Consider the following 26,338-nt stretch of genomic DNA (forward strand, 5'->3'; position numbering starts at 1 on the left):
CTTCATTCCTCCTCTCGAACAACAACTCCAACGATCCCAGCTAAACCTTCTTTTAGAATTGGTTCTACTTCAAGTTCATAAATGACAAGCTGCTTTCCGTTCCGATCCAATACTTCCTTAGCAGATTGCAAAAGCACAGAATGTTTCTGATCATCACAAACAGGGATAGTTAAAAGTCTAGGTGCATTTTCGTCAAGCAGCACGGATGATACGACTAAGCCTTGGGATGTTGAAGGATCTTCTTTGTTTTGCAGTGTAAAAAGAGCCTGTTGCAATGCTTTTCTTAACGCAAATGTTATATTTAAATCTGCACTTCCATACCATCCATTTTTCGTACCAATCCAGACAACAGGGAAACCAGATATTTCCTCTCCTAATCCAACAATTGGGTCACCCTGGATCCTTGATAATACCTGTAAATAAAACCTGCATCGTTCATCTTCTACCGTATTCAGCTGTACTCGGGTTAGAGTAATCTTATTGTTTGACTGTTTTCTATTTAACTCCTGTACTAAATACTTCTGCAATCCTCGGCATACACTTTCGGTAAATGTTTCGCCTGCACCAACATGAACTTGTGATGGCAGATCAAGTAATGCCGTTAATCGATTTCCATATGCTTCAATTCCAGCTAGACCAGCTTCCCTTCTGGCCTCCTCGTGGGTCAGTCCTGAACAGATCATACTTTGCTGCAACTCAGCAGGTCCATCAGACAATGGGTTGATTGGTTGAACGCGGCATTGAGCTAACGGAAGCTGAAGCAAATCGCCTTCTTCCCAAGTATGGAAAATCCCTGTTGCCTTTGATGTTAACCCATTTAAAAAAAGCAGTAATTTGCCCGTTTCTTCTCTTTCCAAATCTTGGTGAATCCGTTCATCATTATCGTCTACCCGTCTAGCTGATGTATCTCCATTTAAGAATGGATGAGGAATAAAATTATGCCAGTTGCCTTCCATTGTCCCTAAATTCAGTAAAAAGAATTGATTATTCTGTTCCCTTTCCGTTACTCCGGTTATGTTTTTAAACAATTCAAATACAATTAGATTAGATAGCATTGCCCCGGCTGTGGTGGATATATGAGTAATTCGATTTTCTTTGAAGAGTTCCGATCGATGCAGCCGGCGCCATGCAGATTCCCAACAATTCTCTGAACCAGGTAAAACTAAAGGACCCGCCATTCCAATCTGTTGGAAACATAAAGCAGGGATAAAGACCTTCTTTTCTTCTCTGCAAATCCTATGCAGAAGTTTTAGCTCTTCTACATTTCCCTCTTGTGACACATATAAAATATAATCAAACGGCTCCAGAATCTCCCTCCAAGAACTTCGTGAGATCTCCTCTACCGCCACCTCCGAATCAGTTTTTTTGGCATGTGCCACGAGTTCCTGCAGCCGCTGTATATTCGTCTGATTCCTATTAGTGATTAGTGTTTGAAACTTTGGTAATCCAGAATCAAGTAATGCGGATACCAATGAAACAAACATATCTCCTGAACCAATTGCCAATGCTTTTGCCTGACGATATGTTTGAAAGCGAAACGCGGCTGACTCTACAAAACTATCAACAAATTCAATTTGTGAAGCATACTTTTTTAGAACCTGTTCAGACAATTGATAAGGATGGTCTTGACTTACATCCTTTACAAATCCATTTTGATACAATGTTTCTGCAATTTCGTACACTCGATCACGATACGGTCCCGGTAATCCGTTTGTCAAACTCTCCAATGTGTGTTCTCCATTGAACATTGGTATCAGTTTTTCAACCCACTTATCGACCATACTACCTTCCATTTGAAACGAACTTACATTATTTCGAAAATATACACCGCTGTTGGCTACAGGGAGAAAAAACGTGTCCCTTTTCACCTTCAAACGCATAGAAGGGTACAAATTCGTCATATCGATCCTCCTTAGCAATAGCTGCCATTGTCTTTTATATCATTACTAACATCCTATGTACTGTAATTTGTCCCTTATGATTATTAATGTGAACAGCCTCTACATCAACATGTAGAGGCTTGCAGTATTTCTTTACAAAACTTATTTTATCAACCTCCGCAGCGACCTCCGCCACCGCAGCGACCTCCACCACAATGAAAACAACTGAAACAGTTAGAACATCTAAAGCAATGGAAACAACTAAAACAGTGGAAACAGTGGAAGCAATTAAAACAGTTAAAACAGTTAGAACAGCGATGAAAACCACCGACACCAACGATAAACCTTTCATCATTAGTATAATATTGGTTCGCGTCATAAGGTACTGCCGGAGTAGCTTGATAATCACCAAGATTTAAGTTCTGAATTTCATGTTGAAAATTATTCATTAATAAAAACCTCCTCAAAATAATTACGTTAAAGCCAGTGACAGAAGAAACGAACACGGAAATTCAAACTGGGTTTTGGGTATTTCCATCAACAACTTATGTAAATTGGGTGGGTATTGTTACTGATAAAAAAGCCTAATTATTTAATTTTTTTAATACAGATAAAAAGCAACAATAAGACATATCCTTTGACACAATCGAATTCCTCAATTTTTAGATAAAAAAACGTTCCCCACCTGATCAGGAATTAATCCATATACTGAGCTTATATAAAACTTAACAAAAATTTAGAAATCGCAAAGGTAATACATACCATAACAACCGATTGGAAAGCACCAACCATATAAAGAGAAGAACCGCCAGTGATTGCCCCTAATAGGATCTAAGAACGGCGCCGGCCAAATTTCCATGATGTACGATCACTTATAAAACCCGCCATTTTAAAGACCTACAATTCCTACTAAAGCGTTTATAATGGAGACAATACTTTATATTTTTAGATGCGTTTTCAGGATCAAGCATAGCTAATTTGATTGTCAGTAATACCGCAATTGGAACTATCGCCCTAACAATGTAACCCAAGTTTGCAAGCGAAATGCCAGCTAGCAAACGCGGAAACGGTGCTTTTGCTTTAGAATTCATCTTCACCCCATCTCTCTTTCTAAAATCGAAAGCACTTATGTTGTTATTTTAGGAGAGAGATAGACAAATAACTATAGCGATATAAGACAGAAAAACGATCCATTTCAAACATTTTAATTATCGGTTTTAGTATAATAAAAGAAGCGGGATGATCCTCTCATTTACCGGTTTATTAAATCGATTTAAACATTTCTTATTATGTAATCTCTCCCCCAATTTTTTAATGGCAGAAGAAAAAATCTTATCAAATGGCAAGAAAAACTAGTAGTGAGGTGACCATAGTGACTTACGATTTTGTTACTAGAGAAGAAATAGCAAAAAAGTTTTTAGCTTTTGAATTTCATAACATGCCTTATCGACTTTACGTTCCAGAAGGCTATGATCCTTCTATTTCATACCCGCTTGTTTTATTTCTTCATGGTGGAGGAGAAAGAGGAAACGATAATCAAAAACAATTGCTAGCATATGATGGAGCCGTTATTTGGGCTTCACCTGAAAATCAAGCCAAAAACCCTGCCTTTGTTCTGGCACCGCAGGCAAGAAACCAATACAATGGTGGTTTCGGAATTACCCGAAATACAGAAAATATGATCGATTTAGCAAGAGTTTTTGAATTTTCAAATGATCTTGGCAAGGCTTATGATATCCTGCAAAAAGTAACCCAAGAATACAACATTGATCATAACCGATTATATTCTACAGGACTTTCTCAAGGTGGATATGGAACGTTCCATTTAAATAATGCGTACCCTGACCTCTTTGCTGCTATGGTCCCAATTGCTGGCGGCGGAAATCCAGAAACTGTGCATGTTTTAAAAGATAAACCAATTTGGGCTTTTCATGCGGAAGACGATGCAGTGATCCCAGTTTCACAAACAAGAAATGCCATTGAGGTGATAAAAAAAGCTGGAGGAAACCCATTATATACAGAGTATCCTGCAGAATTAGGCTATAATCACGGCTCTTGGGTGCCAGCTTACAATAACAAGGACATGATAGAGTGGATGTTTAAACAGGTTAAACGATAAAATAGTATGTGCCTGATTACAATAGAGAAGGGATCAGGTACATACATTTTGTACCAAAAATGACCGTGTTTTAGAATAGTACTCCATCTCCATCAAACTTCCTAAAAATGATTACAGTAATACTCGCTACTCTTCCCCCGCAGTAATATCAAGGACAAATTCACCTGGTATCGCTCTGCCGGCAGGTATCGATTCTGTTTGCATAGGCTTAGAAACAGGGGGGTTGGTTTCCTGATAAGAATCAATTTCTTCAACGGTCAGTAATGACTCATTTTCCCAGTTTTTAAGAATCCCAACAACATAGTTCAACTTTCGCTTGTTATTCGCACAGGCTATTGCCAAGGCTTTTAAGATGACATCTTTAGGCTGCAAAAAGCTAGAGTCATCTAACCAAGCTAACAGCTGCTCTTTCGCATGGACGTTAGAAAAACCAAAGCCATTGTTGTCCCAGAACTCGATTATTTCTTTCTCATCTGTTGTTTTTTGATTTTGTGATGAATTCTCTATATCTAGATCATTGTCTACATGTGGTTTAACAGCTTTTTCTTTTTGCCCTGATTTCGTCTCGCGAGGTATGAAAGTCTTTTCAACTTCATCACGTTCAGTATTTGGATATGTATCATGTTCAACTTGATCGCTGCTTTCCTTCTCATCACCTTGTTTCCAAAATGTGTCAAATAGGCAACGAATCTCCTCTTTATTAATGGCTTTGGATACAAATGGAATAAGCGAAGTATCCTCGACATCTTTCAATTCATTGTTAATACAATCCATAACAGGTTTCCCGCCCTTTTGCAGGTTATATTTCCCCCAGTTTTTAAGGGCGAGTTCTCTTGTTTTAGGATTGTAACGGATTAACTTGTGATGATCGATGAATCGTTCCATTAATGATTGAACACTCTCAATTGAATAACCCAATTCAAACGCCATTTCTTACTTTGTGATTCGATAGATTCCAATTTGAGTCGTTTTTGGATTCGTAAGTAGATAAAGATAAAAATACTTATCCTCTGGGGTCATCTCATCTAAAGCAATCGAATCTCTCCAAAATTCAGTACGCACCATACGATATTTTGCCATTTTTCATCACTACCCTTTCTTCCAGGAAAATTCTATTCATAGACTATATAGGGAAAAGGAAGTGGAAAAGTAGCGGAGGTTCACATAAAAAGGTGCGAATATCTTGTGACAACAATCTCTTGTTAAGAAAAAAATGTTCTGAATGATAACCTCATTTCAAAATAGAAACAGTAAAAATATTGACTACTGGCACTTTTCATTTCCCCTTGGTTTCAAGTTATTTTGTTTGAAAATTCATAAAAAAACGTTTCTTACCATGTGTAAGAAACGTTGATATTTCACTCTTTCATTTTTTATTTTAGTGATTGAATCTACTTTTTCTGGCTTATTCTCTATATCTGGGTTAACTGCTTTTTCTTTTTGTTGTTGTTTTTCTTTTTCTTTTTCTTTTTGCCCACGATTCGTAGAATAATGAACGAAAGTATCGTCTACTTAACATTTTAAAAAAACCATCTATATTCTAAGAGTCAAACTACTTTTATCTCATATCAGCGTATGTGGTACCTGTCACTTCTGTTAAGTTATAAAAAGGATTGTAAGATGTTTATTTATCCAAAAAAGAAACACTTACAAACATTGATATATCACATTTATAAGTGTTTTATCTCTCTGTTTCTTCTTTTTCCTTATCTGTTTAATTGTTTCACTTTTGTAGGCTTATTTTCTCTGCTTAGTTTGATGATTTCTCCGATAATACTGATTGCAATTTCTTCTGTTGTTTCCGAGCCAATTTCCAATCCGATTGGGGAATGGACCTGCTCTAACTGTTCTTGTGTGACTCCTTCACTTTTTAATTTTTCAAATATGTTTATGACCTTTCGCTTGCTGGCGACCATCCCAACATATGAAATCGGAAATTGCAGGGCCGTTTTTAATACAATATCATCACGATCTTTTGTAACAATCACCACGTAAGACTTCTCATTGAGGTTGGCTTCAAGCATTGCCGCTCCAATATCCTCATTTACAAAAAGGTTGGCCGCATTAGGAAAGCGTTCCTTCGTACAGTAACCAATCCGATCATCGACAACGCAATAAGGATATTCAAGTAAATCAGCAAGCTTTGCCAACGCATAGCCTAAATGACCGGCACCAGCCAGAACGAGTTCAGGCCTGCTTGTATAGACTTCAATAAACACCCGCAACGTTCCGCCGCAATTCATTTGAATTCCGTCTTTTGCATGTTTATTCAATTTGTATTCAACGATTTTCGATTGACCCTTTTGGAGTGCCTTTATACTCTCTTCGATAATATAGTATTCAGCCAAGCCCCCTCCAACAGTTCCTTCAATCGTACCATCACGGTATACAATCATTTTTCCTACATGGCTGGGAGTCGAGCCTTTTGATTCAATAATCATGGCTAAAGCAAAGGTTTCGTTTTGACGTGTCAGCTTGGCCACTTTTTCCATCAGCAGCATGAATAGCTCCCCCTTTTTTTAACATTAATTCGATTGATATTGCTTTATGCTAAGAAAATAACGTAAAAGATTTAAGGCGACTGTTTTTCTGTATAAAGCAGTTGAACGCTGATCGTCGATTGGTTTAATGATGCTATCGAATGCTGCTACAATCTGAGCGATGTCTGCATCTGCTAATGGTATGGTCTTTCCGAGCAACTTCTTCTCAATATCAATGGAACGGACCATAGTAGGTCCGACTGCCCCGAATGCGAAGCGAACATCCTCGATTCGAACACCATTTATCCTGATAAATCCTGCAAACGATACTTTGGCAATTGCATCTGCGTTACGGTTGCCGACTTTCTCAAACACGACATGAGACCCTTCTTCTAATACGGATGGCAAGATAATTTCAACCAACATTTCATTTTGAAGTCGTTGAACCCTTCGTGGACCTTGAATAAAATCACTAATAGCTACTACACGATCACCATTAACAGAGCGCAGCAAAAGTTTTGCGTTGTATACATATAATAATGGCAGTGTGTCCCCAGCTGGAGAAGCGTTGCAAATATTACCTCCCAATGTCCCCCTGTTTCTAATTGCTGGTGCCGCAATCGTTTTGATTGCATTCTTTAATGGGATTGGAATGAACGGGTCTTCAATTAATTCGCTATAGGTACAGCAGGCACCGATGTGGAGATCGTTATGATTTCGATACACCCGTTTTAGCTCAGAAAGATGGTCAATAAAAACAATAGGTTTAGGGATACTCGGGGGAACTCCCCTTCGACTTTTGTGAAGGACCATGACATCGGTGCCTCCAGCAATGATTAAACAGTCTTCTTTACTCAATTGGTTCAAAGTTTCGTCTAAATGATTGAAGCGATAAGCGGTTATTTTTTCTGCCATAAGCCGTCCCCTTTTTTTGCTGCTAAATTAATCGCATCAACAATCATATTGTAGCCCGTACACCGACATAGATTTCCGGAAATACCCTCACGAATGTCAACCTCTGAAGGATGAGGGTTTTCGGATAATAAAGCTGCACTTGCCATGACCATTCCAGGAATGCAATATCCGCATTGCACTCCTCCGGCAATGGAATAGCATTCATCTAAAATCTTAAATTGTTCTGTTTCCATGATCCCTTCAATCGTTTTAACATCGGCTCCATCAATCGAGCCGATTGGAATAAGGCAGCTGTTTTGCAGTTGGTTATTCACAAACACACTGCAGGCTCCGCATTCTCCTTCACCACAGCCTTCCTTTGTTCCGATTAACTCAAACTCATCTCTTATTAAATCTAGTAATCTTTCTGTGGCTGGGGCGTCAGTTTCAACCGTTTTTCCATTAAGCGTAAATATAATCAACCTATTCACCTTCTTTCACCAAAAGACTTTCAATAATGACTTCTGGTGTAATTGGAATTTGCTGAAAAGAAATGTTCAGTGCATCCTCTATTGCTGCTTGGACGGCTGGAGCACCACCTATTAATGTCAATTCTCCTGCACCTTTCGCCCCGTATGGACCATCAGCATATGGATTATCAAAGACCTTGCTTTCAATCGAAACAACGTCCAACGAAGTAGGGGGTCCATAATCTGTTATGCTTTTTTGCTGGATTTTGCCTTCTTTTGAAGTCATCTTTTCTAGATAACCGTACGCTAATCCTTGAGCTAAACCACCGTCAATTTGGCCTTTCATAATCCGTTCATCGATGACCTTTCCAACTTCATAATTGCCGTATACTTTTACTAACTTTATACTTCCTGTTAATCGATCAACTTCTACTTCTACGATATTAACTCCCCATGAATAAGCAGGGTATGCATCTCCAGTAAAGGTTTTCTCATCCCAAGGAATCATTTCACGGTGAACATAGTTCTCAACTATTTCCTGTTCCACCCCTGTTTGCCACTGAGCCTTAAGTTTTTTTGCGGCACGTTCTAGCAATTTTCCCACGATCATTGTCGTCCTGGAAGCTACTGTCGGACCGGAGTCGGGAACCTCTTTTGTATCGGGATAAGGGTACAAAATTTCTTCATATGGGAGGTTTAGTTCTTTGGCGACAATTTTACACAGCGTCGTCAAAATGCCTTGTCCAATATCAGAATTTGAAATTTTTAGCGATACTTGGTCGTCCTTTGATTTAACTAGCTTCACCGTTGCTTTAATATGATCTCTTTCTCCACTTCCTGTAAATCCACATCCGTGGAGGAACAGCGAAGTTCCTATGCCTTTTTTAAAGCGCTGATTCTGCTGATTGAAAAGATGAAACTCCTCTTTTTTCTTATGGTAATCTGACACGTCGAGTAGGTCCTCAATCATTTCTTTCATTAATATTGGGTCGCGGAAGTTCCCTTTGGTGATGGTGGGGTCTCCTTGTTTGACGAGATATTTCCGTTTATATTTAAGAGATTCGGTGTTTGCTAGTTTACTAAGATGTCCCATATGACTCTCAATTCCGGCAAAGCTTTGTGGTGCACCAAAGCCTCTAAAGGCACCGTTCGGAACTGTATTGGTTTTTAAGACATAGCCTTTTGCATGAAAATGAGGAATTTTATAAACACCCGCACTGTTTATTAATGCGCGTTGCAGCACGACAGAACTCAATCCCGCATTCGCTCCGGCATCAAGAAAAATGTCAACACACATGCTTAAAATATTTCCTTCCTTATCAAGTGCTGTTCGATATTTGAGTTTGGCAGGATGCCTTTTTGTTGTAACTTCCATATCCTCAGAACGGTCGAACACAAGCATCACCGATTTTTTGACTGTTTTTGCAGCAACAGCTACGTGACACGCCATCATCGAAGGATAATCTTCTTTCCCGCCAAAACCTCCGCCGGTAGGGCTTTGAACAACTCTGACTTCATCGTCGCCACATGCTAAAGCGCTTAGCAATGCATTTTTTATATAATATAGACATTGCATCGATCCCTGGACAACAATCTCATCATCCTTATATATGGCGAGCATACCTTGTGGCTCAAGGTAGACATGCTCCTGATAGCCCGTATCATACTCTTCTTCGATGATTTGATGAGCTCCCTGCTCTATAGCTGAAATGTTCGATAAACTTTCGCCAAATTCATAGCTTGCAAAACACTCAGATGTTGATTTTAGTTTAATTGCTTCTTCTAATGTATAAATTGCTTGATGTTCTTCAAATTCAATCTTCACTTCATTTAACAAACGATACAGGATATTGAGATCTGATCCAACCAACATAAGAATCGGTTCACCAATATAATTGACCCATTCATTAGCAAAAATGGGTTGATCTTCTTTGATAATTTTGACATAATTCGGTCCTGGGATATGCTCTGCACCAACAGCTTCATATCCTTCTGGAAGGTTTGGTAATTGAATAGATATGATTTTTCCATAAGCAATTGGCGACCGATACAAAACACCGTAAACCATATTTTCTACTTTTACGTCACTAATATAGGCCAACTGGCCAGATACTTTCCCTTTATGGTCTTTTTTGGGAACTGATGTGCTTATGTCTTTTAGATTCATTGCAACAACACCCTTCGACTCTTTTTTATAGGCGACATAATATGAATAGAAACCTCTTCCTACGATTTTATAAATGAGAATGATATTTTATGATTAATTTCATTCAAGAATATTTGTTTTTATTTATTTTATAGACTTTGTTAAACTTGCCTGTTGATTGCAGCGAGAGGCACTTCGCTTTTCATAGGCGGTCGATGTACCTCCTTGAGGTATTCGCTCCTGTCGGTTCTCACCCAGACCTTATTTCCTTTTATCTTTAATACATTCGGTTTGATTCGCCTTTAATAATTGGCGACAACTAAACAGATATGAATCATTGCTTTCATTATTTCTAGTAAAAAAGCTTCAAATAAAATAAGCCCGATAACGGAGCTTATTCGAAGTTGCTAAAATATTACTCTTTCCTCTGATTTTTAGATCATCGCAAAAAGTTATGATTATCAATCATGTATGTGTCAATCATTACCTTGTTCAACAATTCATTTTACCTGCCGAAAATGATCATAACAAATGGCTTTTTGGTAATCCTCCAGCGTATCAATATCCATTATTACTCCCGGGTCATCTACATTAAGATATACCTTTTGGTAATCGTTTAGGACCACACGCAAATTACTTTCTGGATTGGTTTCAAGAATTTCCCGTTTTACTTTGCTTGACAATTTGATGGGGTGACCACCATTATAATTAAAGCTTGGAATAACTACGTTCCCTTTGTGTTCTGCTATTTGCTGAACGGTCTCTCTTTTAACAAGCGGATAATCTCCGGGTGTTATAAAGAAGGTTGGGGCATTTACTTCTTTGCAGCCCCTTTGAATGGAAGTAAACATTCCCTGGTTAAAGTTTTCATTATAAACAACCTTTATCTGAAATGAATAGGTATTTTTATTGCGGATTTTTTCCATTTCCTCTTGAATAAGTTCCACTTTAAACCCAGCTACGACGATGACTCTGCTGCATAATCCTTCAAATTTAGAAATCGTTTGCTCCAACACGGACATTTGCCCCAGTTGCAAAGTCATTTTAAATGCATTCGCTCGGCTGGAATATCCAGCAGCTAAGACGATGGATTCCATTTTTTATCACCCTTTCTATCTATCGTTTCATCTTAATCATCTATTCGTTTTGTAACTTTATCCACATCGTTTACATTCCCATCTAAAGTTATGCCAAACTTTGTTTCACTAGTGGTTACATGTTCAATTTGAACGACATCACAGCAATGTCCACATCAGACATATATCTCTACCATATTTCGGGTTTCTTTCGGTAATGAATACAACTTATTAGCAACAAGCGGAATCACTTTACAACGAAGATCTTATTTAATGCTTTCTTTTGCTTTACAGCTTGCCTGCGAGTATTTTCTTTTCCATTTTTCCTCCACTTAATTACATTTTCTTTGATAATCCTTATGATCTATCATTCTTTAATAGACCATTACGCTTCACTTGCTTTTTAACATTTCGGAGACATAACAAAAGTGGCCACTAGAAAGGTTCTAGTGGCCAAGACATCGTAGAAGTCACAAAAGGAGTGAACTTGTCGTCTTCCTACCTATAGCTAATCCTTTAAGGATTCACATTCTTGAAGGCAATAAAAAACGAACAATCGTTGGTCTAATTTTGTGTTTTTTTCAGCGTTTCTTTTAAAAATACCGGCGATCGGCGTCGAACCGACTGCTTAAAATTTAGTTAAAAAAGCTCTATAGAATCTAGTAAAGTCCCTCCACTCCCTCTGTAAAAAACACTCAAGGGTGGGTTATTTTTTGTCTTGATGATTGACAACACCATAATTGCAAATGCTATCATAATCATTAACGTTTAAAGACCGACCACTCTATTACCGTTGATCCCCAGAATAATGCCAACTCCCCTCCTTAATCTTCTCGCTATTCTCTCTTATATATTCTCGTAGACCTTCCGGAATAAGCTCGTTATCTAAGTTTTCGAAATTAACATGCCATATGCGCTCTCTTCGAAAATCCATCAAATGAACCTCCGTATACGTATAACCGTGAATATCCGTTTTCTTTGTCGTAGTCATGATACCGCAATTTTCATTTTCCATTACGATCACCTCTACGTTATATTATACGAACCTACGTTCGATTATGTAAATAAAATCTGTACCCAAAGTAAAAAATACCCCTTGTATAGGACATTTCATAAGATCGTGCCAATAATGTAAAGAGTTCCGTTTTGAGGTGCTTTTTTATAAAATATGCACTTCAATGACAGTCGTTCTATAATTGTAATAGGCACATATAAAAAGAAAACTCGCCCAAAAATTGAACTGCACCAAAATTGTTAGACACAAAACTAACAATGGAGGTGCAGTTTTTTATATGGCTAAATTCACATTCGAGGACAAGTTATGGGCAGTAAAAGAGTATGAAAAAGGATCTCTTTCATATCGTGATATTGCTAATAAGCTAGGTACTCATCATAAGTCAATACAAAAGTGGGTAAATCTTTATGTTGAATATGGAGAAGATTCCTTAAGAAAAAGTTACACAAATTACTCTGCTGCGTTTAAAATGAAGGTACTCAAATATATGGATGATAATTGGGCATCTCTTAATGATACAGCGGTGAAGTTTAAAATTCCCGACCCCTCAACCATCAGTGCTTGGAGGAGAGCTGTTGATACAGAAGGAGCGGAAGCCCTCTTACCAAAAAAGAAGGTGCGACCTCCCATGACAAAAGATAGAAAGAAGAACGATTTAACCAACGAAACAAATGAATCCCTTATCCAAGAAGTCGAACGTTTACGAATGGAGAACGCATATCTAAAAAAGTTGAATGCCTTAGTTCAGGAACAGAAAAAATTACAACAAAAATCAAAGCGCAAGTAATTTTTGAACTAAGGAATGACTATAAAGTCGCTGAGCTGACCAAGGTAGCAGGGATTAAAAGAAGTACGTATTATTATTGGACAAAACACATGGACCGCCCTGATAAATACGCTGAGGTTAAAGAGGCAATACAAGAGATATATCACCAACATAAAGGTCGTTATGGACATCGTAACATAAAAAAAGAGCTTGATAAGAAAGGTTTAAATCATGATCCGAAGACTGTCCTCAAGCTTATGAACCTGCTTGGTATTAAGTGCCAAGTTCGTATGAAGAAATATAAGTCCTATCGCGGAAATGTGGGGAAAGTTGCGCCTAACGTTCTGAAGCGGGATTTCAAAGCGGATAAACCTAATCAGAAATGGGTAACGGATGTAACAGAATTTAGTCTTTTCGGACAGAAACTCTATTTATCTCCTATACTTGACTTGTTTAATAGTGAAGTCATCTCGTATACAGTAAAGTTCCGACCTACTTTTGATTTAGTAGGAGACATGCTTGAACAAGCTTTAGAGGTCTTAAATCCAGAGGATAAATTAATCCTACACTCAGACCAAGGATGGCATTACCAGATGGCTAAGTACCAGAAAACCCTTAAAGCCAAGAATATAACACAAAGCATGTCCCGAAAGGGAAACTGTCTCGATAATGCCGTTATTGAAAACTTCTTTGGCATCCTTAAAACAGAACTCCTCTATCTACAGGAGTTTAAAAGCATTGATCATTTTATAGAAGAATTACACAATTATATATACTACTACAACAATATACGAATGAAGGCAAAGTTAAATGACCTGAGTCCTGTAGAATACAGGTCCCAGGTCCAGCAAGCTGCTTAAGGTATATTGTCTAACAATTTTGGTTCACTTCAAAATTGGCGAGTTTTCTTTATTATGAATTGTTAGCTTCATACTAAAAAACAAGTTCCGAGGGTGGCCTTACATTTCCCCTAACACTTTTTTAAGATCTTCGGCCATTTTCACCCAACCATATTTCGCACCATTGAACGCTTGATCTTCTTTTTCAAATCCTGATTGTTCAAGGTGTAAGGAGGTTGTTCCATTCTCTTCCTTCAATGTCCATGTGACGATCGTATTTATCGGACCGCCTACCCATGTGTAAGATAACGTATTAGGCTCCTCGACTACTAATACTTCACATTCTACAATTAAATTCCACTCGTCATTTCGGAATTGACATTTATGTCCGACGATTGGTTTAAAGTTATTTTCCATGATCCATTTTGCAAGAGTATCTGAATCTGTTAATGCGTTCCACACCTTATTGATCGGGCTCTTAAAATTAAAATCTTGTGTTACTGTTAAATTCATTCTTCTTCCTCCTCTAATATTTGGTTTAAAAGTAACATTCTTTCTCTCCAGAATTTCCTGTAAAACGATACCCAATCCTCAATTTCTCTTAATGGGCCAGCATTCAGCCGATACCTTGTTTCTCTGCCAACTTTACGGGCTGAAACTAGACCAGCTTCTTTAAGGATAGCCAGATGTTTAGAAACAGCTGTACGACCCATTTGAAAATGAGGGGTTATTTCGTGAAGAGATAACTCTTCTGCATCTGCCAACAAGCGCAGCATTTTACGTCTTGTTGGGTCAGCGATAGCTACATAAACGTCACGTTCTTGATTTTTATCGTTCAAGATCACCCCCGCCTTTATATCGGACACCAATTGGTGTCTTTATTATATGACACTAATTGGTGTCCTGTCAATTTCTTTATTCTTAATAATTGCATTCGTTTTATTCTCCTATCTATCATCAAGTATATAAGTGCGCGCTAATCATTTAATCCTTTTCCATCGAGAATTTGCTGCGTATATTTTTCAATCCTTGACTGTCGAGTTTTGGATTGTTTCGCCTGAGAAAAATAAAGTATGTATGCTCTTTGCCGTCCCGGCGTCAGTGCTTCAAAAGCAGTTTTCAAAGCAGGCATTTCAGCAAATTTACTTTGAAGTTCTTCAGGAATGATGTAATCAGTATTCTTTTTAAGATTCACTTCCAAACCGGCTTTTTCAACTTCAATGGCTTCGTTAATATAGGCTTTCAAGATAGGTTCCATTTCAACGATTTCTTGAACATTGGTAAACCGAATCTGGCGTGCCGCTTGTACATTCTCCGTTTGTTGGATTAGAATTCCATGCGGATCCTTTAACAGGGCACCTTTGTGAAACAGAAGCGCACAATATTCTTTAAATCCATGTATCAAAACAATGTTTTTATTATCATACATATAACAAGGATGCATCCACTTAATATCTTCGGTTAGCTCACAGTCAAGAACGATATTTCTCAACGTCTCAAATTCTTCCTTCCACTTTTTCGTTTTCTTTAAAAATCCATCAACCTTACGATTCTTGCTACTATTTGTCATCATGACACCCTCTCTGAATTTTTTTGATCATCTGACTGCTAAGAATGATCATTTTCAATTTCTCCAATTCTTTCTGTCAATTTTGCTTTACTTGAAAATTCATCCACCTTGAATCCGTTTCCATGAACCAAGATGTAAATCTTCTAGGTCCTTTAATAAACTAATCAGTTCACGTCGAGTCGGGAAGGCAACGGTACTATGTTATTTGGTTCAGCCACAATCACCATCCCCTTACTTTTTAACTATAAAAAGACTCCGAATGGTGTCCAATTTATAATAGGACATTAATTGGTGTCCTGTCAAGCAGACCTGGCCCGGAAAGTTACAAAAGGCTTATGTCGTTATTCTGCCCCTTTAATACAATAAAAACGAAGCCAATGAAAGCATCGTTCCCTAAAAGAATAAGGTTATATTCCACTCTTTTTAAATATCTAAATAAAACTGCTCCTTTAGTCAAGTAGGAAAGAACTGTATCTTTAATAGCCAAAACTATTTTTCATGTATTGTACCAGTAGGAATTCTCCTCGTATCATTTAATCTTAAAAGAGATGATAATGAAGTGGATATTGAATTATATAGTCATCTGCTATTTAAGAGGAGGCATGTTTTCGCTGAACAAACAAAATTTCCTGGTATCCCTAAATGAAGCATTTCATGACCCAGAAAATATTATCCTAACTATCTCCATTTTTCCGGTTGTGATTGGTCCGCCTGCTCCTATAACTTACCAATCCTTTACAAATGAAACTAACGGTTTAAAACCAATAGAAGTTGTGAAGGAAAATCGAAAAATAGAAGAAATAGAAATCAATATTAAAGGGAAACATTTAAAATTAAGTGGAATAACCATACCTTTTTTGATTTATTTTAATCGTCCCTTCTTAATTTTTTATCAGTGTTTCCTTGTTAGTGTTGCATATGTCTAGGCTTAAAAGCATGGATTAATATGTATAAAAAAGGAGGAATCTTATATATTATGAGTTTTGGCACTGATGGAAAAAGCCGCCGCTAGCAGCAGCTTAATCTTCAACTCAAGCACTCTTATTAAATATTATTTGTTGTGCTTACTTCAAAAGATTATGTTAAAATTCACATTAAAAAAGCGGAGGGATAAATATGGACTTCCTATCTGTACTATCTTTTTTGGGTGCAGCAATCGTTCTTACCCTTATGCCAGGACCAGATAATTTGTTCACTTGGCACAAAGTATAGCGAAAGGGAAAAAGGCTGGTATCTTTACGACACTAGGTCTTTGCACAGGACTATTAGTCCATATAACTTCTGGAATATTTTCAGTCCCGAAGAAGGAATGGATGATCCTTACACACAAACAGTTTTAACTATTTCTTTAGAAGAAGGAGTTAAAACCTTCGTAAGTGTTGGAAATGTCAACAAAACATTATTTAAGCAAATCAAAGATCATCATGCTACGTTAATCCACCGAGAATCAACCCCTACACCTGATGCTGCAAGAATGGCTGAAATTTCAGGTGCGGATATTATAATTGCCACGGGATATGATGAAGGCGGATGGATACCCCAGAACCAAATTGGAACATTTTCAATCGTTCCGACCATTGTGGATGCAGTCGATATTCCGGTAATGGCAACCGGTGGAATTAATGATATTCGGGGTGTGAGAGCAGCTTTTGCTCTTGGTGCTGAAGGCGTTTATGTTGGAACTCGTTTTATAGTTTCAGAGGAATGTCCTGCTTCAGACAAGACGAAAGAAGATATTATCCGCACTAAAGCGAAGGATCTTGTTTTTGTGTCTGCGACTCAACGTTCTACACCCCATAAATTCGCAATTGAACTTGAAAATATGTACAAAAATGGGCTCCCTACAGATGAAAAGATCAACCAGAGCGGCAGTCTTCGCCCTGGAATGCTAGAAGGAAGACTCGATGAGGGAATTGTTTCTGTAAACACTGCTATTGATTTAATTACAGAAGTAAAGAGCTGTGAAGCCATTGTCAAAGAATTAATGGCTGACTTTATGAAGTTGACTTCCAAAACAACTAGTAGCTATATTTTATTATATCGGAATATTTGTTTTTGCTTTCTCGAATATTTTAAAATGCATAGTTACTGGAATAAGAAAAAGCGTCTCTACCATATTGTAGAAACGCACCAGTTTGCTTAAGTGTATTTTTTCACAAACTAAGTTCCTTCAAAAAATCCAAAGCTAATAAAAAAATATCACAGATTTTGAAATAAATTTACTTATTAGATCGGTCAAAAAGTTATGTTTTTCTTGAAAATAATTATTTGAAAAAGGTATTTACACTTCCATTTCTATTGCCAATCACAATTGTATCAGCCATATTAACAAAAAGACCATTCTCAACTACACCTGGAATCATATTTAATGTATTATTCAGTTCATTAGTGTCTTGTATTATCTCGAAATCACAATCCAATATATAGTTCCCATTATCAGTGATAAAAGGGGTATTATTATCCATTCGTAATGTAGGTTTGCATCCCAAATTATTTATCTGTTTAAAAGTCATTTCCCAACCAAATTGTACAATCTCAACGGGTAACGGATATTGACCTAAATAAGTAACTAATTTAGTTTCATCAATAACTATAATTAAACGTCTGGAAATGGATGCCACCATTTTTTCACGTAATAAAGCTCCTCCTCCACCCTTAATAACTTCAAAATTCTTATTAGCTTCATCAGCACCATCTATTGTTAAATCTAATTGATTTATCGAAGACAGAGATACTAATGGAATCCCTAATTCAATTGCTAGCTTTTCAGTGGTTGTAGAAGTAGGCACCCCTTTAATATCTAGTCCCTTTTTTACCAACTCTCCTAGTTTTAAAATTGACCAATAGACTGTTGAACCAGTTCCGAGACCTAAAAGCATTCCGTCTTTGACATATTCAACAGCTTTCTCACCAGCAAGCTGTTTAGGATTCATATAATTAACCTCCAATAATAAATTTATGTTCTAACTAAAGTGTAAGCTCGATTATCACTATAAATTCAAAATCCTCTAATCGAAATCCTTCTTCAGCTAAACTTCCCCGTTACTTGAATAAGAAAAAAGCGATCCTTCCTAATTGAAGCATCGCACCTTTTAGTTGAAGAACTTTAATTTCATTTTACCAATTCCCTGACTAACAGTAAGTATCCATAAAATGCTATATATTAACCATCCGTGAAAAAGGCTTTTATACATAAATTCCTTCCAGTTTGAAAATCTTATGAAGTAAAAAGCAAAAAAGATTGTACTTATTATCCCAATAAACAACCATAAGAAGTATATCAATTTAAGTAAACCACTCCATAAAGCCCAAATAGCATTAATTGTTGTGAATAGAAAATTTATTATAAATACAATTACATTAATTACAGTTTTCGAATTCATCATTATCCCCACTAAAATTTACCCCTAGACAATTTTACCATATTTCTTAAACTAATCTGCTCCGTTTGCACAATAAGAAAAGGTGCCGCAACCCATTTTTTTCTTCAACTCTTAATACCCGTGAACAAGAACACTGGTTTACTAATGAAAATATCATTGAATTGTGCAGCAGCTATCTTTACATATATATTTCCATTTCTGTCCATTTCATTATAAATCCTATTGCCATATGATGTACTACTGCTTCTTAATAAAGGAGGTGATATATTATGTCAGATTATGGTTATGGTTTTAATTTTGCGTTAGTTGTTGTATTGTTCATTCTTCTTATCATTATAGGAACTTCTTTCGTCGGCTACTAAATTGTAAGGACCAAGGGAGGTTGGGCTAATCTGACCTTTTCATATAGACTTCTGTAATGAAAGGAGAATGAATTCAATGCCATTTTTTGGATTTGATCGAAGAGATCGATTTTTTCGTGACGACTTTAGAAGAAGACGGTTTTTCCCCTTTGCAATTATCGAATTAGATAGAAGAAGACGCTTTGAATTTGAAAGAGAAAGAAGACGTAGATTCTATTAAGCAAAAGATTTAAACAGTATTTCTATTAGTCAACGTTAAGAACAAGCTGCTATTAAAAGCAGCTGTTCTCTTTAAGATAAGAAGCTGGCTGAAGAAGACTATTCCAGGACCTTAATGGGTCCTTTTTGTATTGATTAAATACCAACAATAATATTTAGCAGAGCTTTTATAAGAAAACTCCCTTGTTCAACTGTCACTTTAGTAGAATAAAAAAAGACTGCCGAAATGACAAACTTGATCTTAAATGATTGCAGCCGTTAGCAGAATAAGAACCGAGCTTGTATAAGCTTTTAAGTTCAATCTTTCACAATCTTTCTTCTAAATAGAAAAGAGCTACCTTTTAGCAGCCCTTAAAATGATTAAAAAGTTAATTAGAGTTCCTCACCATTTGTTGCAATTACGTTTTTATACCAGAAAAATGACTGTTTCTTCTTACGATCCAGTGTCCCTGAACCATCATCATGCTTATCTACATAAATAAAGCCATAACGCTTACTCATCTCACCAGTTGAAGCGCTCACTAAATCAATACATCCCCATGGAGTGTAACCCATTAACTCTACTCCATCTTCAATGGCTTCACCCATTGCTTTGATGTGTTCACGGAGATAGTCAATTCTGTAATCGTCGTTGATTGAACCGTCCTCTTCTACTTTGTCATAGGCTCCAAGTCCATTTTCTACGACAAATAACGGTTTTTGGTATCGATCATACAATTGATTTAAAGAGATTTGCAGACCAATTGGGTCAATTTCCCATCCCCATTCACTTGCCTTTAAAAACTTATTTATTATTCCTCCTAAGATATTACCTTGACCAACTTCATCAGGAGTTTTGTCCTTCTGCTCAGTACGTGACATATAGTAACTAAAAGCAATATAATCAACGGTATTTTCTTTGATAAGCTCAAGATCGCCTTCATGAATTTCAAGCTTTATCCCATGCTCTCTCCAGTAGCGCCTAATGAAAGCAGGATACTCACCGCGTACTTGTACATCGCCGCAGAAGTAGTTGAATAATTGTTCTTCTTTTAACGCATAAAGCACGTTTTCAGGATTGCAGTCAACAGAATAGGTTGGGAGATAGACGATCATACATCCGATCTGAGCCCCAGGAATCATTTCATGGCATAGCTGAACCGCTCTGGCACTGGCGACAAATTGATGATGAAACGCTTGGAATGTTGGCTGATAATAGTCTTCCTCTTTTTGAATGGCAAACCCAAGTCCTAAAATAGGCATATGGAGACTGCTGTTAATTTCATTAAATGTCATCCAGTATTTTACTTTATGTTTATATCGATTGAAGATTGCTGTTACATATCTTTCGAAAAATGTAACCAGCTTACGGCTTCTCCAGCCTCCATATTCTTTTACAAGGTGTACTGGCAATTCATAGTGTGAAATGGTGACAACCGGTTCAATATTGTATTTGCGCAGTTCATCAAATACTCGGTCATAAAAAGCAAGACCTTCCTCGTTTGGTGTTAATTCATCACCTTTAGGAAAAATACGTGACCATGAGATAGACATACGAAATACGTTGAATCCCATTTCAGCAAAAAGAGCAATATCTTCTTTGTAACGGTGATAAAAATCAATGGCTTCATGATTCGGATACGTATACTTTTCAGTATCCAACTCAAAATCAAAACCAGGATCTTTTAATACGTTTAATCTTACTTTGCCTCCAGGTAAAACATCTGGTGTATTTAATCCTTTCCCACCTTCTTGGTACGCTCCCTCTAGTTGATTAGCTGCTGTTGCTCCACCCCATAAGAATCCTTGTGGAAATCTTTTCACTTCAAAACTCATTAAATTTTCCTCCTTATAACAATCTATTAAACCAAATTGGGGAAGATCAATCATGGCCCTTCTCCCTTTTGCAGAAAGACAATTAAATGACTAATGTTAATAAACTGTCTTTTGCACGAACAGTTTCAGCACCGGTTTCAATTACATCCACATAACGATTTGTGTTTGTAATAATAATAGGTGTAATAACTGGATAGCCAGCTTCTTTAATTTTTTCAATATCAAAATTGACTAATACATCACCTTGATTCACCCGTTCACCCTGTTTAACGACAGGTGAATAATACTTTCCTTCTAATTGAACCGTATTAATTCCTATATGGATTAATACTTCTGCACCATCGTCTGAAGTAACACCAATGGCATGGCCTGTTGGGAAGATGGTTGAAACAATTCCGTTAACAGGTGATATAGCTTGGCCAACAGTTGGTTCAATCGCGATCCCTTTTCCCATTGCTTCTGATGCAAACACTTGATCATCCACTTCTGATAGCGGCTTAATTACTCCGGTTAGTGGACTGACAATTGATTCTTTTTTCATCTGACTTGCTTCTATCTTATTTTCTTCCGCTGCTTTTTTCTTTTTATCGTCATACCCAAATAATAAAGTGAGGACCATTGCGCCAACAAAAGCAATCCCAATTGCGATAATGTGGATACCCATTGGGGCGAAGGCTGGTATAGAAAGGACACTTGGGAATACATACACGATTGCTTTCGTACCAAACATACCATTTATTGCTCCGCCAACTGCTGCAGAGATTAGTACATATAGAATTGTTCTTTTATAACGCATCATTAAACCGTAAAGAATTGGTTCTGTTACACCGGATAGTAAAGCTGGTATTAATGTGGATCCGCTAAGTGTTTTTAATGATTTGTCCTTCGCGCGTATTAATACACCTAATGCCAAACCAGCCTGTGCAAGCGGAGCAGCTGCAAGCATAGCAAAGATCGGGCTGCCTCCATGTGCAAGCTGATCTAAAAGAATTGGAACGAGTCCCCAATGCAGACCGAACAGTGTAAGGAATGTCCATCCTGCACCAACAACCGCTCCTGTTAATATACCGCTCTTTGTACTCAAGAAATCAATTCCTGCACCAATTGCATTACCGACATACACACCAAAAGGTCCAAAAGCAATAACAGTAAGTGGGACGATAATCGCTAATGACAGCATCGGAACTAAAAACATTTGTAAATCTTTATGAATCGTTTTCTTTAGGTATTTTTCTAAAACAGCATAAATGCTAACTGCGATAAAAATAGGAAATACAGAGGATGAATAATCAAACAAAACAACAGGAATTCCGAAAAAATTTGAAACATCTCCTGTTTCTTTTAATAAGCCAGTAAAATTAGGTTCCAGCAACGCAGCACCGATTGTACCGCCCACATACGGATTTGCGCCAAGCTTTGTTGCAAGCGTAATCCCTAAAAAGACAGGCAAGAAATAAAAGACAGCATTTCCAGCAGCAGAAAGAATAAAGTAAGTTCCGCTTTCAGCAGATAATAGTCCTGTCATTGTTAATATCGTTAGCACCGCTTTCAGCATACCCGCTCCAGCAAGTGCACCAATCAATGGCGAAAAGCTGCGCGAGATAATTTCGAAAATGCGGGATCCGATGCTTCCCTTTGGCTCATCAGTTGAATCAGCTGCCGATCCTACATTTGCTATTTTTGTAATTTCCTTAAAGACTTCCCCAACATGGCTTCCTACAACTACCTGAAATTGCCCGCCACTCTCTACTACGCTCAGAACTCCATCTAAGTCTTGTAGGGCTGGTTTATCTGCTTTGCCCTTATCTTTTAATTTAAAGCGTAAACGGGTGGCACAATGGACAACATTAGAGATATTCTTTTCTCCGCCAACTAAATCTACGATGTTTTTTGCAAAATCGTTGTAACTCATATCCAACACTCCTTGTCAGTAGTATTACATTTTGTGTTATTACTTGATGACAGACGAAAAATGGTAATAAAAAAAACCTAAACCAGGCATTCCATTTTGAATGCTTGATTTAGGTTTTGCCCGTTAGGTAACAACCCTATTATCGTCCGTTGTTTTTTACCACTCTTTCAATATGAATGGTTAAATAAATCATTTCTTCATCCGTTAACTCATAGGTATAACTAGTTTCAATAAACTTCTTGATTTTCTGGGAACAACTAAATGCTTCCGGATATTTTTTATTAATGACAAGAAATAAGTCATCATCAGCAGTACTATTGTAATGATTGCCTTTGACCAGCCTTTGTGCAAAAAACTTAAGATGTGTAATAAAACGATAATATGCTAAAGAATCTTCATTAAACTCGATCTTAAAATGATATCTCACGATGGTTAATATTTCTTGCATCACCTTCGTCATACTTTTTACAACAGGCATTTCTTCATTCAATTCAGCATTTACAATATGAAGAGCTAAGAAACCAGCTTCATCCTCCGGTAAAATGACACCTGTTTGTTCGCAAATCATGTTTAAAGCTTCTATTCCTATTTCATATTCATCTTTGTATAATTGCTTCGTTTCCCAAAGTAATCCGTTTTTAATAGGGAGATTATTTTTATAACGTTCAATAGCAAAGTGAATATGATCTGTTAAATGAATATAAATACGATCGTTTAGCTTTTTACCCAATTTCATTTTTGCATAAGCGATGATTCTTTCGGATAATTCCATATATTCAATCGGCATATCAGAAATTAAGGCTTTGAATTTTTTCATTATATCTTCGTTTTCTAAAGTGAAAATTTTATCGATCTGTTGTTCGTTAATCTCTTCACCAACGCGTTTATTAAAAGCAATTCCACGGCCGACAACGATAATTTCCTGTTTGTCTTTTACTGAAATAACTGCATTATTGTTTAGTATTTTTTCAATTTTCACTTTATCACCTCCGACATAGAAAAAAGGCAAAACCATACCCATTTTCTAAGGTAATCGGTTTTGCCTGATTTAACAGTTACAATCCGTTCTGTATACGCTTAACCTATAGTATCATGAGTTTTTTTTATTTGCAATAGATTTTTTGTTGTTTTTTAAGTATTTCTTTTCCCTTAAACTTTTACTCAAAATTTACCTGCTGATTAAAAGAATTGCACCGTACAATAAGAAAAAAGCCGCCAAAAATGGCAGCTGTCTCACCACTTACGGAGAAATGTTTGTTTTATTGATGGAATATCTTCCTCTGTAAATATCATTTAACAATATTTCTCCTTCCACAATCCTGCCTCTTGAAAAGGAATTGCCGAAACAACTCCTTTTCTTAAACTCGATTACTTTTTGATAAATCTGTTGAGTTTAATAAGAATACTTGTATTTTAATTAACCATAACTCCCGAGCCAACTGTGTTTATTAGAAGAACCTTTTATACTAATTAATAAGAATAAACAAGTTTATTAATCATCCTTTTGCAAATACTAAAAAGAAAAAGGATGATCAGATTGAAAATTTTTGATAACTGGTCTCAAGTATTCTCAACGTTGTTTTTTTTTATTGTTTCTTTTTTATATTTTATGTTGGGATGGGAACCACTACCTGTTACTAACTTATTCTTTCATCTCTTAAGGAGCTAACCTCTATTTTAGTTGAAATTGAGTTTAAATAATGAGACGTTATCAGAAAAAGTCTTTTAGCATAAATGAAAATTTTATGTATAAAACAAACGGAATAAAATCTTGGGAGGATAATAATGAACCACGAACTGGATTATGATCGTGACTATGACTACGAAGATGAAATATCTAAGAAGTCACTAAAACAAATCTTAGAAATGTCTTTAGAAAGAGAAAATGAAATGATGAAAACATACTTAATCACGGCAGAACGTATTCATGACAATCAAGAACTACAAAACCGATTGCGAAATTTTGCTGAAGGAAATGCTAAACGTTCTCGACAATTAATGGATGAATTAAAAGATAATGTATAATATATTCACTTAAATTAACACAATGTGGTATTATCGATACGTGAAAAGGATCTTCGGCTTGGTCTTATCCCCGTCAAGTAGACAATTAATAAAAGGTTCACTTATTAGGCAGCCTTAGCTCTATATTCAGTAGGGCTAAGGTTATTTAATTTTTTTTGAAAACGTTTATTATTATAAAACTTAATATAATTTCTTACTGCTTCCTTAACCTCATTCGAACTCTCAAATTGGTATCGGTAAAAACATTCAGCTTTAAAGTGGCTAAAAAAACTCTCCATACAAGCGTTATCTAAACAATTTCCTTTTCTAGACATGCTTTGCTTAATGTTGTATCTTTCTAATAGCTTGTTATATCTTATTGAGGTGTACTGGAATCCTTGATCGCTATGTAATAGGAGTCCTTTCACATCTCTTTTTTTTATTGCTTTTTTTACTGTATCAGCTACTAGCTTTAGATCATTTCTTTCACTTATTTTATATGAAATAATCTCATTGTTGTAAAGGTCTAGTATCGTAGATAAATAGAGTTTCTTTCCATTAAATAGTAGATATGTTATATCAGTTACCCATTTTTCATTTGGGCGTGAAGCTGAAAATTCTCTGTTTAAATCGTTCTCTGAAACGACATATTTTTCTTTTCGTCCAAAGTGTTTCCACTTCTTTACTCGTATCTTTGCTTGAATTCCATTCGCCTTCATTAAACGATAAATTCTCTTATGATTAACTTTCAAACCATACATCTTTTTAAGCCAAGTTTGAACTCTTGGGTAACCGTAGCTCCAATTAATATCAGGATCTTGTTGGCATTTAATAATCTTAGTTACGATGGATTGATCTTCCAAGTCCTTATCTGTTGGGTTATCTTGGCGTTTTAGCCATTTGTAATAGCCACTTTTTGAAACACCGGCTATCTTACACAACGTGATAATAGTAAATTGATCCGTAAGCTCATGAATTATTTTGTATTTTAACGATTTTTCTTTTCCGGAATCATCTCCCTTTTCGCAGCTAATAGCTTTTTTAAATAGGCATTCTCTGCTTCTAATCGACTTATTTTTTCTGTATCACTCTCGTGGTCTTTTTTAGCTTTACCTTTAAGTGGGTTTCGAGATTTTCCTCTCTTTTCGTTTAACCCTTGAATTCCCTCACTTTTATAATGAGCTATCCATCTTTGGACAATTGTATATCCAATCCCTAACTCTTTGGAAATTGATCTGATCCCCATATCTTCGTTTTCGTATAAATTAATAGCTTTTAGTTTAATTTCTTTTGTATAGGTTGTTCTAATTTTCCCCATGAAAAAATCCCCTCCATAGAAGACAGTACAATCCTTTCTTTTTACTGTCCACTATAAGGGGATAATAACA

26 protein-coding genes and 1 pseudogene are annotated in these 26,338 nt (G+C 36.6%); 8 read left to right on the forward strand and 19 right to left on the reverse strand.

Features of this window, described 5'->3' with window-relative positions:
- Positions 1-2: 2 nt before the first annotated feature.
- Both WQ54_RS28980 and WQ54_RS33145 read right to left on the reverse strand, forming a co-directional pair.
- Positions 3-1,901, reverse strand: coding sequence for a putative thiazole-containing bacteriocin maturation protein (locus tag WQ54_RS28980; protein ID WP_046589907.1), 1,899 nt, complete (start codon positions 1,899-1,901; stop codon positions 3-5).
- A gap of 149 nt (positions 1,902-2,050) precedes the next feature.
- A complete protein-coding gene (locus WQ54_RS33145; protein WP_084822375.1) occupies positions 2,051-2,329 on the reverse strand; it encodes a heterocycloanthracin/sonorensin family bacteriocin in 279 nt (92 codons plus the stop codon).
- Between the two features lie 923 nt (positions 2,330-3,252).
- On the opposite strand from WQ54_RS33145, the gene WQ54_RS28990 reads away from it, so the two are divergent.
- Complete coding sequence (locus tag WQ54_RS28990) at positions 3,253-3,999, forward strand: hypothetical protein (protein ID WP_197089688.1); 747 nt, start codon at positions 3,253-3,255, stop codon at positions 3,997-3,999.
- Between the two features lie 126 nt (positions 4,000-4,125).
- On the opposite strand, the gene WQ54_RS28995 is transcribed toward WQ54_RS28990, so the two are convergent.
- The 8 genes from WQ54_RS28995 to WQ54_RS29025 form a co-directional block, all read right to left on the reverse strand.
- Positions 4,126-4,929: a DnaD domain protein gene (locus WQ54_RS28995; protein WP_231597693.1), complete on the reverse strand. Its 804-nt coding sequence runs from the start codon at positions 4,927-4,929 to the stop codon at positions 4,126-4,128.
- Between the two features lie 3 nt (positions 4,930-4,932).
- Positions 4,933-5,079 (reverse strand): hypothetical protein, encoded by a 147-nt coding sequence (locus tag WQ54_RS35055; protein ID WP_231597694.1) that lies wholly within the window; start codon positions 5,077-5,079, stop codon positions 4,933-4,935.
- Positions 5,080-5,705: 626 nt separating this feature from the next.
- Positions 5,706-6,500 (reverse strand): XdhC family protein, encoded by a 795-nt coding sequence (locus WQ54_RS29000; protein WP_052738036.1) that lies wholly within the window; start codon positions 6,498-6,500, stop codon positions 5,706-5,708.
- 24 nt (positions 6,501-6,524) lie between these two features.
- Complete coding sequence (locus tag WQ54_RS29005) at positions 6,525-7,394, reverse strand: xanthine dehydrogenase family protein subunit M (RefSeq protein WP_046589913.1); 870 nt, start codon at positions 7,392-7,394, stop codon at positions 6,525-6,527.
- The gene (locus tag WQ54_RS29010) at positions 7,379-7,855 is read right to left on the reverse strand and encodes a (2Fe-2S)-binding protein (protein ID WP_046589915.1); all 477 of its coding nucleotides are present in this window, start codon (positions 7,853-7,855) and stop codon (positions 7,379-7,381) included. Before WQ54_RS29010 ends, WQ54_RS29005 begins: the two co-directional genes overlap by 16 nt.
- A gap of 1 nt (position 7,856) precedes the next feature.
- Positions 7,857-10,010, reverse strand: coding sequence for a xanthine dehydrogenase family protein molybdopterin-binding subunit (locus WQ54_RS29015; protein WP_046589917.1), 2,154 nt, complete (start codon positions 10,008-10,010; stop codon positions 7,857-7,859).
- Positions 10,011-10,489: 479 nt separating this feature from the next.
- Positions 10,490-11,086 (reverse strand): NTP transferase domain-containing protein, encoded by a 597-nt coding sequence (locus WQ54_RS29020; protein WP_046589919.1) that lies wholly within the window; start codon positions 11,084-11,086, stop codon positions 10,490-10,492.
- Positions 11,087-11,852: 766 nt separating this feature from the next.
- Complete coding sequence (locus WQ54_RS29025; protein WP_046589920.1) at positions 11,853-12,080, reverse strand: hypothetical protein; 228 nt, start codon at positions 12,078-12,080, stop codon at positions 11,853-11,855.
- 277 nt (positions 12,081-12,357) lie between these two features.
- Between WQ54_RS29025 and WQ54_RS33150 the strand changes: the two genes are divergently transcribed.
- A protein-coding gene (locus WQ54_RS33150) for an IS3 family transposase (RefSeq protein WP_156178230.1) occupies positions 12,358-13,706 on the forward strand; the annotation gives its coding sequence in 2 pieces (ribosomal slippage) (positions 12,358-12,802 and positions 12,802-13,706; 1,350 coding nt in all).
- A gap of 99 nt (positions 13,707-13,805) precedes the next feature.
- On the opposite strand, the gene WQ54_RS29040 is transcribed toward WQ54_RS33150, so the two are convergent.
- The 3 genes from WQ54_RS29040 to WQ54_RS29050 form a co-directional block, all read right to left on the reverse strand.
- Positions 13,806-14,198: an SRPBCC domain-containing protein gene (locus WQ54_RS29040; RefSeq protein WP_046589924.1), complete on the reverse strand. Its 393-nt coding sequence runs from the start codon at positions 14,196-14,198 to the stop codon at positions 13,806-13,808.
- Complete coding sequence (locus WQ54_RS29045) at positions 14,195-14,524, reverse strand: helix-turn-helix transcriptional regulator (protein WP_046589925.1); 330 nt, start codon at positions 14,522-14,524, stop codon at positions 14,195-14,197. Before WQ54_RS29045 ends, WQ54_RS29040 begins: the two co-directional genes overlap by 4 nt.
- 137 nt (positions 14,525-14,661) lie before the next feature.
- On the reverse strand, positions 14,662-15,255 hold the full coding sequence (locus tag WQ54_RS29050) for a YdeI family protein (RefSeq protein WP_046589926.1): 594 nt from the start codon (positions 15,253-15,255) through the stop codon (positions 14,662-14,664).
- A 602-nt stretch (positions 15,256-15,857) separates the two neighbouring features.
- On the opposite strand from WQ54_RS29050, the gene WQ54_RS29055 reads away from it, so the two are divergent.
- From WQ54_RS29055 to WQ54_RS29060, 3 genes and pseudogenes are all read left to right on the forward strand, one after another.
- Complete coding sequence (locus WQ54_RS29055) at positions 15,858-16,181, forward strand: hypothetical protein (RefSeq protein ID WP_046589930.1); 324 nt, start codon at positions 15,858-15,860, stop codon at positions 16,179-16,181.
- 190 nt (positions 16,182-16,371) lie between these two features.
- A pseudogene (locus tag WQ54_RS35060) lies at positions 16,372-16,538 on the forward strand (LysE family transporter); the annotation flags it as partial.
- Positions 16,539-16,564: 26 nt separating this feature from the next.
- The gene (locus tag WQ54_RS29060) at positions 16,565-17,398 is read left to right on the forward strand and encodes a nitronate monooxygenase family protein (protein WP_052738037.1); all 834 of its coding nucleotides are present in this window, start codon (positions 16,565-16,567) and stop codon (positions 17,396-17,398) included.
- Between the two features lie 121 nt (positions 17,399-17,519).
- Here the strand turns inward: WQ54_RS29060 and rpiA are convergent, their stop codons facing one another.
- Positions 17,520-18,188 (reverse strand): ribose-5-phosphate isomerase RpiA, encoded by a 669-nt coding sequence (rpiA, locus tag WQ54_RS29065; RefSeq protein WP_046589932.1) that lies wholly within the window; start codon positions 18,186-18,188, stop codon positions 17,520-17,522.
- A 719-nt stretch (positions 18,189-18,907) separates the two neighbouring features.
- Here rpiA and WQ54_RS33160 point away from each other — a divergent pair.
- The gene (locus WQ54_RS33160; protein ID WP_046589935.1) at positions 18,908-19,000 is read left to right on the forward strand and encodes a YjcZ family sporulation protein; all 93 of its coding nucleotides are present in this window, start codon (positions 18,908-18,910) and stop codon (positions 18,998-19,000) included.
- A 76-nt stretch (positions 19,001-19,076) separates the two neighbouring features.
- Positions 19,077-19,220, forward strand: a complete 144-nt coding sequence (locus WQ54_RS34075; protein ID WP_156178232.1) for a hypothetical protein — start codon at positions 19,077-19,079, stop codon at positions 19,218-19,220.
- A gap of 371 nt (positions 19,221-19,591) precedes the next feature.
- Here the strand turns inward: WQ54_RS34075 and WQ54_RS29080 are convergent, their stop codons facing one another.
- The 3 genes from WQ54_RS29080 to licT all read right to left on the reverse strand — a co-directional run bounded on the left by WQ54_RS29080 (position 19,592) and on the right by licT (position 23,925).
- Positions 19,592-21,034 (reverse strand): glycoside hydrolase family 1 protein, encoded by a 1,443-nt coding sequence (locus tag WQ54_RS29080; protein ID WP_197089689.1) that lies wholly within the window; start codon positions 21,032-21,034, stop codon positions 19,592-19,594.
- Between the two features lie 82 nt (positions 21,035-21,116).
- The gene (locus tag WQ54_RS29085) at positions 21,117-22,946 is read right to left on the reverse strand and encodes a beta-glucoside-specific PTS transporter subunit IIABC (RefSeq protein WP_046589937.1); all 1,830 of its coding nucleotides are present in this window, start codon (positions 22,944-22,946) and stop codon (positions 21,117-21,119) included.
- A gap of 139 nt (positions 22,947-23,085) precedes the next feature.
- The gene (licT, locus tag WQ54_RS29090) at positions 23,086-23,925 is read right to left on the reverse strand and encodes a BglG family transcription antiterminator LicT (RefSeq protein WP_046589939.1); all 840 of its coding nucleotides are present in this window, start codon (positions 23,923-23,925) and stop codon (positions 23,086-23,088) included.
- 806 nt (positions 23,926-24,731) lie between these two features.
- Between licT and WQ54_RS29095 the strand changes: the two genes are divergently transcribed.
- Complete coding sequence (locus tag WQ54_RS29095; RefSeq protein ID WP_046589940.1) at positions 24,732-24,971, forward strand: hypothetical protein; 240 nt, start codon at positions 24,732-24,734, stop codon at positions 24,969-24,971.
- 104 nt (positions 24,972-25,075) lie between these two features.
- On the opposite strand, the gene WQ54_RS29100 is transcribed toward WQ54_RS29095, so the two are convergent.
- Positions 25,076-26,017 carry an IS3 family transposase gene (locus WQ54_RS29100; RefSeq protein ID WP_156178051.1) on the reverse strand — a complete coding sequence of 314 codons (942 nt, stop codon included), beginning with the start codon at positions 26,015-26,017 and terminating at the stop codon, positions 25,076-25,078.
- Positions 25,939-26,268, reverse strand: a complete 330-nt coding sequence (locus WQ54_RS29105) for a helix-turn-helix domain-containing protein (protein WP_046512178.1) — start codon at positions 26,266-26,268, stop codon at positions 25,939-25,941. Before WQ54_RS29105 ends, WQ54_RS29100 begins: the two co-directional genes overlap by 79 nt.
- Positions 26,269-26,338: the final 70 nt, after the last annotated feature.

It is taken from the genome of Bacillus sp. SA1-12, from assembly GCF_000981385.1.
GTDB lineage: Bacteria > Bacillota > Bacilli > Bacillales > Bacillaceae > Metabacillus.

Bases quoted from the DNA above. Each gene is read 5' to 3' on its own strand.
- WQ54_RS28980 (WP_046589907.1), bottom strand. From the start codon at position 1,901: ATGACGAATTTGTACCCTTCTATGCGTTTGAAGGTGAAAAGGGACACG.
- WQ54_RS33145 (WP_084822375.1), bottom strand. From the start codon at position 2,329: ATGAATAATTTTCAACATGAAATTCAGAACTTAAATCTTGGTGATTAT.
- WQ54_RS28995 (WP_231597693.1), bottom strand. From the start codon at position 4,929: ATGGCGTTTGAATTGGGTTATTCAATTGAGAGTGTTCAATCATTAATG.
- WQ54_RS35055 (WP_231597694.1), bottom strand. From the start codon at position 5,079: ATGGCAAAATATCGTATGGTGCGTACTGAATTTTGGAGAGATTCGATT.
- WQ54_RS29000 (WP_052738036.1), bottom strand. From the start codon at position 6,500: ATGCTGCTGATGGAAAAAGTGGCCAAGCTGACACGTCAAAACGAAACC.
- WQ54_RS29005 (WP_046589913.1), bottom strand. From the start codon at position 7,394: ATGGCAGAAAAAATAACCGCTTATCGCTTCAATCATTTAGACGAAACT.
- WQ54_RS29015 (WP_046589917.1), bottom strand. From the start codon at position 10,010: ATGAATCTAAAAGACATAAGCACATCAGTTCCCAAAAAAGACCATAAA.
- WQ54_RS29020 (WP_046589919.1), bottom strand. From the start codon at position 11,086: ATGGAATCCATCGTCTTAGCTGCTGGATATTCCAGCCGAGCGAATGCA.
- WQ54_RS29025 (WP_046589920.1), bottom strand. From the start codon at position 12,080: ATGGAAAATGAAAATTGCGGTATCATGACTACGACAAAGAAAACGGAT.
- WQ54_RS29040 (WP_046589924.1), bottom strand. From the start codon at position 14,198: ATGAATTTAACAGTAACACAAGATTTTAATTTTAAGAGCCCGATCAAT.
- WQ54_RS29050 (WP_046589926.1), bottom strand. From the start codon at position 15,255: ATGACAAATAGTAGCAAGAATCGTAAGGTTGATGGATTTTTAAAGAAA.
- WQ54_RS29055 (WP_046589930.1), top strand. From the start codon at position 15,858: ATGTTTTCGCTGAACAAACAAAATTTCCTGGTATCCCTAAATGAAGCA.
- WQ54_RS29060 (WP_052738037.1), top strand. From the start codon at position 16,565: ATGGATGATCCTTACACACAAACAGTTTTAACTATTTCTTTAGAAGAA.
- rpiA (WP_046589932.1), bottom strand. From the start codon at position 18,188: ATGAATCCTAAACAGCTTGCTGGTGAGAAAGCTGTTGAATATGTCAAA.
- WQ54_RS33160 (WP_046589935.1), top strand. From the start codon at position 18,908: ATGTCAGATTATGGTTATGGTTTTAATTTTGCGTTAGTTGTTGTATTG.
- WQ54_RS34075 (WP_156178232.1), top strand. From the start codon at position 19,077: ATGCCATTTTTTGGATTTGATCGAAGAGATCGATTTTTTCGTGACGAC.
- WQ54_RS29080 (WP_197089689.1), bottom strand. From the start codon at position 21,034: ATGAGTTTTGAAGTGAAAAGATTTCCACAAGGATTCTTATGGGGTGGA.
- WQ54_RS29085 (WP_046589937.1), bottom strand. From the start codon at position 22,946: ATGAGTTACAACGATTTTGCAAAAAACATCGTAGATTTAGTTGGCGGA.
- WQ54_RS29095 (WP_046589940.1), top strand. From the start codon at position 24,732: ATGAACCACGAACTGGATTATGATCGTGACTATGACTACGAAGATGAA.
- WQ54_RS29105 (WP_046512178.1), bottom strand. From the start codon at position 26,268: ATGGGGAAAATTAGAACAACCTATACAAAAGAAATTAAACTAAAAGCT.